The organism is Vibrio sp. WZ-1 (assembly GCF_052037695.1).
In the GTDB taxonomy this organism is placed as follows: Bacteria; Pseudomonadota; Gammaproteobacteria; order Enterobacterales; family Vibrionaceae; genus Vibrio.
The window spans coordinates 82,596-95,957 of record NZ_JBQEQR010000079.1; the positions used below are offsets into that span (position 1 = coordinate 82,596).

11 protein-coding genes are annotated in these 13,362 nt (G+C 44.6%); 2 read left to right on the forward strand and 9 right to left on the reverse strand.

Annotated features, from left to right (window positions below; all coding sequences use genetic code 11):
- Positions 1-30: 30 nt before the first annotated feature.
- The 4 genes from ACTS60_RS15195 to ACTS60_RS15210 all read right to left on the reverse strand — a co-directional run bounded on the left by ACTS60_RS15195 (position 31) and on the right by ACTS60_RS15210 (position 4,462).
- Positions 31-816: a phosphotransferase enzyme family protein gene (locus tag ACTS60_RS15195; protein WP_440888927.1), complete on the reverse strand. Its 786-nt coding sequence runs from the start codon at positions 814-816 to the stop codon at positions 31-33.
- A 286-nt stretch (positions 817-1,102) separates the two neighbouring features.
- The gene (locus ACTS60_RS15200) at positions 1,103-2,080 is read right to left on the reverse strand and encodes an outer membrane beta-barrel protein (RefSeq protein ID WP_282066444.1); all 978 of its coding nucleotides are present in this window, start codon (positions 2,078-2,080) and stop codon (positions 1,103-1,105) included.
- Positions 2,081-2,693: 613 nt separating this feature from the next.
- Positions 2,694-3,818: a M14 family metallopeptidase gene (locus tag ACTS60_RS15205; protein WP_440888928.1), complete on the reverse strand. Its 1,125-nt coding sequence runs from the start codon at positions 3,816-3,818 to the stop codon at positions 2,694-2,696.
- A gap of 284 nt (positions 3,819-4,102) precedes the next feature.
- Entirely contained in the window at positions 4,103-4,462 is a 360-nt protein-coding gene (locus tag ACTS60_RS15210) for a DUF3316 domain-containing protein (protein ID WP_440888929.1), read from the reverse strand.
- Positions 4,463-4,911: 449 nt separating this feature from the next.
- On the opposite strand from ACTS60_RS15210, the gene ACTS60_RS15215 reads away from it, so the two are divergent.
- Together ACTS60_RS15215 and ACTS60_RS15220 are read left to right on the forward strand one after the other, a co-directional pair.
- Entirely contained in the window at positions 4,912-5,817 is a 906-nt protein-coding gene (locus tag ACTS60_RS15215; RefSeq protein ID WP_440888930.1) for a VirK/YbjX family protein, read from the forward strand.
- Positions 5,818-5,861: 44 nt separating this feature from the next.
- Positions 5,862-6,413: an outer membrane beta-barrel protein gene (locus tag ACTS60_RS15220; protein ID WP_440888931.1), complete on the forward strand. Its 552-nt coding sequence runs from the start codon at positions 5,862-5,864 to the stop codon at positions 6,411-6,413.
- Between the two features lie 107 nt (positions 6,414-6,520).
- Here the strand turns inward: ACTS60_RS15220 and ACTS60_RS15225 are convergent, their stop codons facing one another.
- The 5 genes from ACTS60_RS15225 to ACTS60_RS15245 form a co-directional block, all read right to left on the reverse strand.
- Positions 6,521-7,426: an EamA family transporter gene (locus ACTS60_RS15225; RefSeq protein WP_440888932.1), complete on the reverse strand. Its 906-nt coding sequence runs from the start codon at positions 7,424-7,426 to the stop codon at positions 6,521-6,523.
- A gap of 66 nt (positions 7,427-7,492) precedes the next feature.
- Complete coding sequence (gene phnR, locus ACTS60_RS15230; protein ID WP_005442366.1) at positions 7,493-8,197, reverse strand: phosphonate utilization transcriptional regulator PhnR; 705 nt, start codon at positions 8,195-8,197, stop codon at positions 7,493-7,495.
- 9 nt (positions 8,198-8,206) lie between these two features.
- A complete protein-coding gene (locus ACTS60_RS15235; RefSeq protein WP_440888933.1) occupies positions 8,207-9,931 on the reverse strand; it encodes a putative 2-aminoethylphosphonate ABC transporter permease subunit in 1,725 nt (574 codons plus the stop codon).
- Positions 9,932-9,939: 8 nt separating this feature from the next.
- Positions 9,940-11,046 (reverse strand): putative 2-aminoethylphosphonate ABC transporter ATP-binding protein, encoded by a 1,107-nt coding sequence (locus ACTS60_RS15240; protein ID WP_005395343.1) that lies wholly within the window; start codon positions 11,044-11,046, stop codon positions 9,940-9,942.
- 1,108 nt (positions 11,047-12,154) lie between these two features.
- Positions 12,155-13,165, reverse strand: coding sequence for a putative 2-aminoethylphosphonate ABC transporter substrate-binding protein (locus ACTS60_RS15245; protein WP_005384363.1), 1,011 nt, complete (start codon positions 13,163-13,165; stop codon positions 12,155-12,157).
- Between the last annotated feature and the right edge of the window lie 197 nt (positions 13,166-13,362).

Consider the following 13,362-nt stretch of genomic DNA (forward strand, 5'->3'; position numbering starts at 1 on the left):
ATCCATCATCCAAACGTATTCAAAGCAAAACTAGAACTTGATTTGACCCAACACGCCTAAAGTAATTGCTTGATGATGTTTGTTGATGTATTCAATATCTTGCAAGTAAGCAGTATGGTGACAATCTTCCATATTCACTTGAAACTGCGCATCACCATTGGCTGCCATTAACCGTATATGGTCAACCAAAGCGGTTAAACGTAGTGTCATCATTTCCACCAATTCTTCGCGCTCTAATCGGGTGCAACCATAGGCATCACAGAAAATTTTTGCCCGTCGAATTTGATCTTCAAGCGTCCCCATCTTGTCATCTTCATCGGTCTTAAATGGGGCCCAGCCATAAATAGAAAAAGCGATATCCCAGATTCGAGGGGCTGGGTGAGCAGTATCAAAATCGAATACACCAACAACAACCTCCTCCTTTAAGGCCACGTTATATGGCATAAAATCGCCATGGCAGATGACCTCTTTTGGTAAGCGGGCTGGCAACATCCAATGGTGAACATCTTGAGCATGTTGTTTGAGGAAACTTTCCGATGCATCGTGAAAACGACGAAGCAGTTTTGCAGCAGATTTCAGTGCTATGAGCGAAGCGATATTTCCCTCTAGAGGGTAGTTGTAGCTCTCACCTTCAACAAAGGTAAGTAGTTCTTTTCCACCTTCAATCGACACCGCTTTTGGGCAAGCCGTAAAACCATGCTCATGAAGATGCTGGAGTAATTGATGGATAGTCATCGTCCAGTGACTTGCAGGTCTGCTGACCAAAGCTCCTTTACGATAAATAGCGTTGCCTCTACCACCTTCTAACACTTCCATTACTGCTCCTTAATAACCCGAAGGAAATGAAACGAACCGAATCATCTTATCACCCAAATTTTGCTCCAGGAGAGGAATAATGTTTCAGGTTGTAAAGTGAAGCTCATTTATCTTGATCAGAGTAACTCTAGTTTTGAGTTGAAAGCTTAGATTTGTTAAAGGCACCCCAATTTATTGTTTCTGTAACTAAAAGCCAGAAGAGAAAATGCGATAAATCAGGATCGCTAGCAAATAAAAAAGCCAGCGATAAACGCTGGCTTTTAAAAAATACTAAGTTAATAACGAATTATTTAACTTCTTCCGTTGTTTGATATTGGAATGCAGGAACAACCGCTTCTACGCGACGGTTCTCTTCACGACCTTCGCGAGTTTCGTTGCTCGCTACTGGGTTAGCTTCGCCCATACCTTTAACTGTCATACGGTCTGCTGCGATACCTTCAGCTTGGAAGTACTCAGCAACTGCTTGTGCACGCTTCTCTGTTAGCTGTTGGTTGTAAGCTTCAGAACCCGTTGTGTCACTGTAGCCGTTGATTTCAACTTGAGCTTGTGGGTAAGTGTTCATTAGCTCAACAGTACCGTTGAACGCAGAAGCATCTTGTAGTTCAGCACTTTCTAGACCAAATTGTGCTGTTGCTGTTTGAGCAGGGAACTCATTTTCAACAATACGAGTCGCTGGGCGAGTTTCAACTACTTCTTGAGCTACTTCTTCTTGAACAACTGGCTCAGAACCAAACTTGTAGTTGAAGCCAATACCGAAGAAGTCTGCATCCATATCGTTGATAATGTCATCAGACATATCTTGGTAACGTTGGTACTCAGCGCGCAGGCTCCAGTTGTAGTTGATTTGGTATTCAGCACCTAGAGAGCCAGTTGGTACGAAATCTTTCTCGTCACCAGCCATCATGTATGCAGCACCTACTTTAGCGAATAGGTTCCAAGAATCAGTTAGTGGTAAGTTGAACTTAGGAGCAAGAGTCAGTGCCCATAGGTCACCGTCTACTGTATTTAGACCAGGCTTGTTGAAGTTAGCCTTAAAGTTACCTAGGTAATCAACGCCGTATTCAGCTGCAACGTATTCATTGAAGTTGTAGCCAATATGCATGCTAGCAGCAACGCTATCATCGTCACATGGTGCATTTAGGTGGCATGCATCATTTAGAGAGTTGTAGCCAAGCTTGCCGCCGATGTAAGTGTCTGCAAGAGCAACATTCGACATTACGCCACCAGCTAGAACGGTAGCCACTGCAAGTGCGATTTTTTTCATTATTTTTACCTTTAATACGAAGGTGACCCGACTACTCTCTACCACCTATAGCGGTCATCACGACAGTCAGAACCTACACTGTTTCAAGTGATTAAAAATTACGTCAACAATACAACCATACTCATCTAAACGATGCCTTAAGTAAGTATTCCCCACCCAAAACCGTGGCTAGGGTCTTGACCCACAACGATCTCTATTTTCTTCCTGCACTGATAAGTCAGTTAAAAACAAAAAAGAACAGTTCTCTCGGATCATTCACTTCCAAGACAAGGGCTATCCGACTTGAGCCTCATGTGTACATAGTGACTAGAGAAGCTTTTGGCAGTAGTGAGTGCCAACATACACATCGAATACATATGATTTGTAAATGGTTGAGATTAGATAACTTTTGTGACGTAAATCTCAAAAGCGACTTTAACAGAACAACTCTCTTTATCGTAAATTAAATTTCTTATCGTAACGATTAGTTATTCTAATCAATAGCCAGATAAGCACCAGAAACTGAAGGATTTTTGTTTTAGTTGACGAAAAAGTTGACACAAACCACACATAAAGTGAGGAAAAGTCCTACAAAGAACACAGCCCGCGAAGTGCGGGCTGTGAACGAATTGGCTTAAATCTTGTCCGAGACCGCCAATGTGGCTGCCAAAACATCTTGCCCAAACAGCACACTACGCTCCGGAGACCACCCGTATAGCGGATCAGGATGGTTGTTATTGTCCTTGAATGGCATCTCAATGGTGTATGACAAACATTTGAATTGTTCCGCAACCCAATTCGAGCCGACCGTTAGGTTCGCTTTGCCTGGTTCATCTTTGTCATAACCAATCTCGTCTTGGAACTCTGGCGTAATAGTCAGAAGTGCTTGCTTAAACATATTTTCTAACTCGGCCATACCTTCATCATAAGAAGGAATACCTTCAGAACCCGCCACGAAGTTGTAAGGGATAGCTTCATCGCCATGAATATCAAGGAACATATCTACCCCAGTTTTTAGCATACGCTCACGAACTAAAAAGACTTCAGGGCTCTTTTCCATCGAAGGCGTTTGCCACTCACGGTTAAGGTTTACACCCACTGCGTTAGTACGCAAATGACCACGAATACCACCATCTGGGTTCATGTTTGGTACCACGTAAAGTACTGCTTTTTCTAGCAATGCTCGTGCGACCGTGTCGTTTTCATCCAGTAGACGTTGGATCATACCTTCCATAAACCACTCTGCCATGGTTTCACCCGGGTGTTGACGGGCAATCATCCAGATTTTCTTTTTACCTTCTTCTGGCTCACCAAAGGTCAATAGGCTCATGTCATTACCATCAAGCGTATGACCAAGCGTTTCTAGTTGGCAATGGTGCGCGCTTTGTGCCATGTGTAACAGGTCTAGGTGACGATCGTAGGTGTATGGTGCAAAATACGCGAAGTAGATTGAGTTGCGCTCTGGGATAACAGTGAAGCTCAGCGTATCGCCATCGAACTCTGCTGGAACACGGAACCACTCTTCACGATCATAAGACGCAACCACGTCGTAGCCTTGCCAGCCTTCTGGGTAAGCCGATTTTGATAGGTCGAGTAATTTGATGGTGTGTGATTGTTCGGTTTCTGTCTCAAGACGGAAGTGGAACCATTGGTAGAATTCCGACATATTGTCGTTAGGAATCTTAAGTTGGATGTCGTTTTTGTCGTCCGCTTTCACTACGTGAATGCTGCCACTGTCGAAGTTGCTGAATACTTTCATTCTATTACTCACCTTTGCATCTGAGCTTGAAAGACTGAGGCTAACACAAAGGCAACAAGAGCCCCTATTACTTTCACCTCTAGACTATCTGTTTGCGAGAAAAACATGCAGTTCACTCAGAATTACTAGGGGTTTAAAAATAGAAAAGTACGCTATTCAATGCTGGTAAAAACATCAATCATATACACTACCATTTAGACAATATATAAGCTTTAGTGGACGAGACCAAAAAGCTTATATATTATGAAATAAAGATAAAATATAACTTAGTATTATATTTATAATCATCGGTTACCTGATTCTCGCATGCGATACTTATATTTTAAGCTTAGTACAGGCTGATATAATATTTGTCCATTGGATTGGAGAAATTCATCAATAGTAACTTTTGCACTTATAACTTTAAATGATTGACGATCGACAAGTTCGAATGGAGTTTTAAGTTCATCACGAAGCTGCGGTGATGATTTAGTTTGATAACTTTGAATCATTTCAAAACCTTCATCATAAGCAGCTTGCTTGCTATCTACGATAATACCGTGAATAGTTTCAATATTATTTTCCCAATGATAGCCACCTGCTTGGGCTAAAATTGGAACTGTACCTAACGCGATAATACTTACTAAAGAAATTAAACGGTTCATAATGTTCTCCTTACTTACCTATAAATATCGAGTTCATGGAAGTCGATTTATTTAGGTTACATATAGAGACCTTTTTAAATTCAATTTAATTTCAGTTGTCAGTAATTATTTCTTTGGTTACTCCTCTAGATCTATAAGTACATTTAAACCAATCGAATTAACAGAAAGCAAACTTACATTTATGCCTACAGGTTGCATTCGTCATTATGAAAATGAGTTATAGCATCCTAGTTTTTATAACCAATCGAAGTAAGCCATCTCAATCCCGACATACTCTTACCAACCCATACAATACTACGCGTTCGTATTCTCTTAAGATAAATAAAAAACACCATTCAAAACCAATACATCAAAGCAAACCCATGCAAGCGTTCTATGTACAGCTATTGTTTCTGGTTTGCCTGTGTCGGAACGAAAAAGTTTAGACGAGGAGTCTGGAGCAAAAAAACATGAATAAATCCATCCTTCACCACACTAAGACCATTTACGCTGATGAATACGCCGCAGCATACAATCCAATTTGGGTATATCGAATTAAATTTATCGCTCGGGCACTTTTTTATCGGAGAGCTTTAATGCACCTTACTAATAATATAGAAGCTCCACTACTTGAAATGTTATGTTCGCGGACACACCGATTTTTAGAAAAGCCATTTCGTCCCTACATAGTGAAAAGCAGCCCCGCATTCAACCGCTCAGACCTTGTAGTAAGCCATTACAATCAGGTTTCAGAGCTTTTTTCTGTATCGAACATGCAACAAATTTACACGGATGTCGCGGGTTTAACGCTAACCGAATTTATGATTGACGACATCGCATATTCTGTACGATTAGTGTACGAACCACGTTACCAGAAAGAAGGTGATATGAGCCTAGTTCTATTTAGTGAGGAAGACGGTAACTTTTACACTCTTTCATTTACTTTAGGGGTTCAGCAAGGTGCTCGCATCATTATGATTGGGGGCTTACAGGGAGCGCCAAGCAGTGAAAGTAATAGCCTGAAAATAAAGAAATTAACACGAAAACTCTATGGTCAGAGACCGAAAAGTTTAATGGTAAGCCTACTAACACTATTGGCACAAATTTGGGGAATAGAAACCATCCTCGCCGTAAAAACACACTCTCATACTTACGCAGCTAAGCGTTACAGCAAAGGAAGAATCAAAACCGACTATGACGCACTCTGGCAAGAGTTGGGCGGGATAGAGTTCGACCGGAACTTCTACTCCCTTGCGGTGAATGCCCCAAGACGAGATATCGAAGATATGTCTCGTTCAAAACGTTCGATGTACCGTCGTCGTTATGAATGGCTAGACAACACCAAAGCAACATTCGAACAAGTACTAAGAAACTAAAAAGCTAAAAGGCTAAAAGGCTAAAAAGCTGAGGAGAAACGTTCATGCGTTATTCATTCGTTGCTGCTCTGGTGTTGTCGACTCTTTCTTTGTCTGCCAACGGAACCACCAGCGAACACATCATAGGTACAAACATTGGCTATGGCGGTGTGAACTACAACGCGCCGACGAGCGAAGAATCAGGCGACATGTTCTTAGGTGAGATTTATTACCGCTACATGCCAACGCATAACTTTGGTATCGAAGCAGGTTACAAAGGCGCGTTTGAAGGTATTGGTTCGATACTCGTGAGTCCGATTTCAGAAGTCACCGATACGAGCTTTTCCGGACCTCGCTTAAGTGGCTATGCTAGCTATCCACTGGGTTCAGGCTTCGAGCTTTACGGCAAGGCAGGTGTCACTCTCTACACTCTCGAATACACCTATAAAGTAAACGGTCAGAGCAAAAACATCGAACACTCAAGTGTTGGTGGTGAAGTGGCTGGCGGTATTGGCTGGAGCTATAAACACTTTGGTTTGAATGCAGAATATGTGTATTCAAAAAACAGCGATTTTGACTCTAGCGGCGTGATGTTTGGTGCGCAATTGCGTTTCTAAACAAGTCTTACAGGTTAATACAAAAGGCAGCTAGAGGCTCATTCGCTGCCTTTTCTTTTTTGTATTTACGGGCGCATACCCCGCTCATTAATTAATGCGCTAATGAACTAGTGCGTTAATGCCAAAATAATCCCCACCAGAATCGAAGTAACCCCAATACCCCGAGTGAGATACCATTTCTCAGACAGAAACCAAATCCCCATAAACAATCCAAACACAATGCTGATTTGCCTTAGTGCCACGACCAAGCTGACGTTGTCTGTCATAGTCATAGCAAACAGCACCAAACCGTAGGTTGATGCCATCATGACCCCTGCCATGCTGGCGGTTTTACGGATCTGCCAAGCTGTCTTAATCTCATCTGGCTTACCCGTAACTAAGCACCACACAAGAGCTGGAATACCTATCGCCCAAAACTGCACACCCAAGTAAAAGATCGCACTGTACTGATCATTCAAGATCTCTGACGCTTGTCCTGTGAGTAAACTCAGCGCTTCTTTGTCGACCACCGAGTAACCCGTTGTGCCTAGAGCGGCAATCAATGCCCAGAACACACCGACATTCAAATAAGAGCCCAATTTCATTTGACGAAAATTCGTCAGTGGTACCAGCATACAACCAAGGGTTATCAGCAAGAATCCAAGCCACTGCTGACTAGATAATTCATGCCCCAATGCCACACTGATTGCGCCAACCATCATTACAGGCAGCGCCCGAGCAATGGGATAAACCACACCCACGTCTGCGTGCTTATAAGCGACAATCAAACCGACCAGATAGACCATTTGTGAAATGCCGCTAATGAACAGCAATCCCCAAAACTCACTCGGTAATGATGTCCAGCCAATGGTTGCCAAATACCAAATCAAATAAGGGGTAAGAATGAAACATGCAGAAAAGCTGGCCGCCATAGTAAACGCGAGTCCAGAGCCTGAGTTGCTTTTACCAAGGATATTCCAACCCGCATGGAGAACAGCAGAAAAAACGACGAGACCAATCGCCAACAAATCCATTTCAATGTTCCTGTCTGAATAAAATAAAGGCCCCGAGATGGAGCCTTAGATGATGAGAAAATCCACTTAACGATTGAGTTCCGCCAAAGATTCAATGCTGATGGCATCGTGTCGCCAATACTCGATATCGCAATCAATCAACTCGCCGTGTTGGTTGTAGTTGATGCGCTCCACCACCATCGCTGGCGTGCCGGCTGTCGCGCGCAATGCCTGAGCCATTTCACCCAACAAAGTACTGGTTGAAATGCGGTAGCGAATCTTTTGATACGTCACGCCATAATGATCGCGGTAAATGTCTGTCAGTGAATTTGATAAATCGTAATCCAGCAGGTTCGGAAACAGCTCTGGGCGAATGTAGTTTGTTACGAATACCACAGGTCTATCTTCAAGGTATCGCACACGGTCGACTCGATACACATCCGAGAAAGGTTGCAAGTCCAGCAAGCGCGCGGCTTGTTTGTTTGCCAACGTCCCTTTTGCTGCGACCAACTCCGTTTTTGGCACACGATTTTGCGCTTTTGCCATGTTCGGGAAATTTAGCGTTTGGGTAGGGTCGTAACGCAATGGCTCAGGTGAGATAAACCAACCTCGGCGATCTTCGCGATAGATTCGACCTTCTGCTTCCAGCAGTGATAAAGCTTCACGCAGAGTGACGCGTGTAGTATCGAACGACTCCGCCAACTTACGCTCTGCTGGCAGTTTTTGACGCGGCGATAGCATGCCCGCTTCAATCTGTTCAACAATCGAATCTTTAATTTTTACGTATTGCACGAAGTGTCCTTATCTTTTGCGCCAAGCTTGTGTGCGATTCTCTAACAATTTACCCAAAGTCATCTGAACAATCTTCGCAATTGCGGCAGCAATCATGATCATGACAGCCATTGCCGCTGCAGCGCCAGTTTGACCGGCATCGTCCATATTCAGAATCGAGACCGAAGCCGGAATCGTATCGGTTGAGTAAAGGAATACTACCGCAGAAGTGGTGGTCAATGCATTAACAAACAAGTAAGTCGCAATGTCCAAAATCGCAGGTAAACACACAGGTAATGTCACTTTAAAGAACAACTTGTATTGAGGAAGCTTCACCGATGCTGCTGTGGCTTCAATCTCCGATGGCAACTGCTTTAGCGCTGTCAGTGCAGTCATGTGACCCACGGTGTAGTAATGCACTACCGTGTTAATCACCAAGAATGCCATGGTGCCATAAAGTACGTTCAGAAGATTGTTCGCATCATTGAAGTAAAAGATGTAACCCAAGCCAAGCACCATACCCGGAACCGCCATTGGCACCACGCTAAGCATTTGCATCACCTGGCGAATTGGACCGAACGCACGCCCTTTCTCAATGCAGTAAGCACCGACAAAGATGATGGCTGTACCAATAACTGCCGTCCAACCTGCCAGCGTTAACGAGTTGAAGAATGGACTCCAACCGTAAGTGCTCATTTCGGCAAAGTTGTAGTTGTTTAGCGTCAGTGCTTTGTTCCAAGGCCAGAACGTCACTAACGAGCCATACACCGCCATACCAAGTACTGCCAGCACTGCGATAGAAATGATGCTGCAGTAAACCAAACAAATGCTGTCGCGCGCTTTATTAGGTTCTGGCTGATAAGGCACCGAGCGAGTGTCGAATAAGCTCTTTTGTTTTTTCTGTACCCAGCGGTCTGCGCCAAACGCCATTACCGCAGGGAATAACAACATAATGCTAGTCACCGCACCCATGGCAAAGTTTTGCTGTCCCACGACTTGCTTGAAGATGTCAGTCGCCAGAACGTTGTAGCTGCCCCCAATCACTTTCGGCACACCAAAGTCCGTGATAACTAGCGTAAAGACGACGATAAGCGTACTGATCAAACCGTATTTCGCCGCAGGTAACGTCACCATAAAGAAGGTTTTGATGGGCGATGTTTTAAGTGCACGGGCGGCTTCATACAAGCGAGCATCTGAAGTACGCAGCGAAGTGGTTAAAATCATCAATGCATGAGGAAAGGTCCAGAAAATCAAACCCATCGAGATACCAATCACGCCGTAAATCGAGTTTCCTAACAGCATCTCTTTGGCAATGCCTTGATTACCGAAAAGGAAGATCAAACTGATCGCTGGTAACAAAGAGGGCGCAAGGATTGGCGCAGTACCTAGGATTTGAAACAAACCTTTAAACGGCATGCATGAACGAGTCAGCGCATAGGCATAGCCAAACGCAAGCACACCCACGACCGAGGTCACAATCACGCCCAAAGTGAAGGTGTTTCCCACCGACACCCACAAGCTTGAAGAGGAAAAGTACGTCGCAAAGTTTGCCAGACCGACAAATTCGCCATTGGCATTTTGCACACTCTTGGTCAACATTGCCCAAAGCGGCATTAAGATGAACAGCACCATCATGGTCGACAAGCCAGCGAGCAAGCCGAACAACACAAGGTTGTCGCGGCTAACACGTCCGAGTAGGGATTTTGCTTTGTCTTGTGTGGTCAGGCTATTCATCGTCATTGTCTTCGCATCCATGTTTACACCTACGCCGCTAGCGCTTTATCAACCGAGGGCACGGCGTAACCATGCAGCCCTTCTTCAGCAAACTGGATGTAACGTACATCGCCCGCCTTGATATTGAGTTTTTGAACCGTTTCCACAGGCACATCCACGACGATGGTTTTCGTTGAGCTGTCGTTTTGCAATACGCAATCAATGCGGAAAAACGCCCCCAGAAACTCGGTAGCGGTAACTCGCACAGGTAAAGAGTTATTGTAGTTTTCAACGAACTTGATGCTTTCAGGACGCACCGCAAGGTCAAAGCGGTCACCACGTTGGATCTTACGATTGGTCAAGCTTGGCGCTGGCATCAAGGTTTCGGCAATGCGTACTTGGGAGTCCGTTGCGACTGAGGTTTCAATAAAGTTCATGCTGCCGACAAACTCAGCGACAAAGCGCGTTGCTGGTTGTTGGTAGATCTCTTGAGGTGTACCGACTTGCTCAATCACGCCATGGTTCATCACCACAATGCGATCCGCCATCGACAATGCTTCGTCCTGATCGTGCGTAACCATGATGGTGGTGATGCCCAGCTTACGTTGCAGCTTGCAAATCTCATCACGTAAGTGAACACGTACTTTTGCATCCAGCGCTGACAGCGGCTCATCAAGTAGCAGTAGACCCGGAGATAGCGCCAATGCACGAGCCAAAGCAACACGCTGCTGCTGACCACCAGAAAGTTGGTTAGGGAATTTCTCTCCAGAGGTTGGAAGACCAATGGTTTCTAGCCAGTAATCTACTTTCTCTAACGCTTCTTTGGTCGACATACCTTGGTTCTTCAAACCCACCGCAATGTTCTCTTGCACAGTTAGGTTCGGAAACAGCGCGTAAGATTGGAATACGATGCCGAAATCGCGCTTCTCTGGTGGTAGGAATGTGGTCTCTTGACCGTTTTGAAAAATCGCACCAGACGTTGGTAAGTCTAGACCGGCAATGGCACGTAGCAGAGTGGTTTTACCGCAGCCAGAAGGACCAAGAAAACAAACGAACTCGCCCTTTTCAATCGCTAGCGAGATTTTCTTTAATGCAGTGAACTGTCCGAATTGCTTCACTACATTTTCGATATTTAGGTAATGTTGGTTAGTTGACATAACACACGCTCCAAATGGTATATACCAACTTTAGTTTTTGAGTGTTACGTTCCAATGACAAATTTATAGCCAGAAGATGACAAATAGATGAAGGGAGATGAAGTTTGTTCAAGTGGTAATTAGAGATTCCCGACTCACTCCTCCGTCGCTCTCGAGAATGACGTGGTAAGTGTGGATCATAAATTCTGAATCACACTCATTGCCTAGAATTACTAGCTTTGACTTTCACGCTATACCCTTAATATCGTCATTCCGGACGAGCCTAATCGAGCCATCCAGAATCTCTTACAGGCACTATATTCCGAGATTCCCGACCCGCTCCTCCGTCGCTCTCGAGAATGACGTGGTAAGTGTGAAGCATAAATTTTGAATCACACTCATTGCCTAGAATTACGAGCTTTGACTTTCACGCTATACCCTTAATATCGTCATTCCGGACGAGCCTAAGCGAGCCATCCGGAATCTCTTACAGGCACTATATTCCGAGATTCCCGACTCACTCCTTCGTCACTCTCGAGAATGACGTTGTGAGTGTGGATTACAAATTCTGAAATCACATTCGCGGCTCAGAACGACAAGTTTTGACCTTCACTCCATATACTTAAGATCGTCATTCCGGACGAGCCTAAGCGAGCCATCCGGAATCTCTTACAAGCACAATGCTAAGGAATTGCCTACTAACTCCTCCGCCGCTCTGGGAAATAACAGTCCAGCTGCGCTCAGCTTTTACAACCCCCTCCAACTCCCCCTTTTCTTGACATGGTTTGCCAAGCATTTGAATGTCGTTATCAAGAGGGAGAGTTTTCTTTGCTGCAGTGAGTTCGGTGCTTTCCCGACGTCATTCTGAAGGAGCCTAGGCGAGTATTCAGAATCTACTCGAAGCGCGTAGTGATGTTGCATTTTGAATTGAATTTTTCGCGAATGCAGAACCAGTCCCTCCCTTTTACCAGCGTGACTGTTGTAGTCCCTCGAAGTTAAAGCCAAGGGGAGGTTAGGTGGGGTTGCTGCTTTTAGGCTTTTGACTTTCGCCTCTTCTAAAAACAAAAAATCCACCTCAACCAAGGTGGATTTCAGCATTCAATTCAAAGCAAACTCAAAGCAAATTCAATTAAGACTTTGGCTCTGATTTCGCGTCAAACTTCTCAGACCAAGCCGCTAGAATCTCTGCACGCTTGCTACCCATTTGAGCGAAGTCCATCTTCGCCATATTCTCTTGAACGTTCGGGAAGTTAGATACGGTCGCTTTCACTTCTTTATGTGCAACCACTGGGTACATTTCTACGTAAAGCTCGTTTGCTGCTTTAGAGATTGACCAGTCGACAACACGTTTCGCTGCATCCGATTCTTTTACTAGACCAACGGCTTCTGATTCCCAGCCAATGCCTTTTGGTGTGATAACCGCTAGTGGTGCACCTTGTGTTTTCAGCTTCGCGCCGCGGCTTGCCATCGAGATACCGATAGCCACTTCACCCATACCCGCTTGAACACATGGCTTAGAGCCAGAGTGCGTGTAGTGTGCAATGTTCTTATCTAGGTCACGCATGTAATTCCATGCCTGATCTTCACCCATGTTTTGTAGCCAAGCAGAAACTTGCATGTAGCCAGTGCCTGAAGACGCTGGGTTCGGCATTGCAATGTGACCTTTGTAAACCGGCTTTGTTAGGTCTTCCCAAGACGTTGGTTTCGGTAGGTTAAGTTGTTTCGCTACCGCTTCGTTGAAACAAACTGCGTTAAAGAACGCATCGTTACCGAACCAAGCTTGGTTTGATTGAGGGTCGTTTAGGTTCGCATGCAGCTCTTCCAAACCTTTTGGTGTGTAAGGCTTAAGAAGACCTTCATCTTTAAGCAGTGCCATTGACGAGCCAGCAAGACCCCAAACCACTTCCGCTTGAGGGTTGTTCTTTTCTGCCAGCAATTTCGCCGTCATGATACCGGTTGAATCGCGAACCCACTTAATCTTGATATCTGGGTTATCTTTCTCAAACGCAGACTTGTATTTAGCAAGAATGTCAGTTTCGAAAGCGGTGTAAACCGTGACTTCCTGTGCTGCCATTGCATTCGTAGCTAGCAGAGAGACAAGTGCAGCCAGCGATCCTTTCATCAAACGGTTTTTCATCATTTTCTCCAGTTAATTTGGCTAAGTTTTCATTTGGTCTGTACCAGTTGACAATACCACCCTACTGAGCCTTTGTGACGAAATCATGACCATTAAATGGCAGTTTTACGAAAATTCGCGCTGAATAATCGTTCAATTGATCCGCCATTTTCTGGATATTAAAGTTTTATGAAATTGGAGATTCGCCTATTTACTGCCCT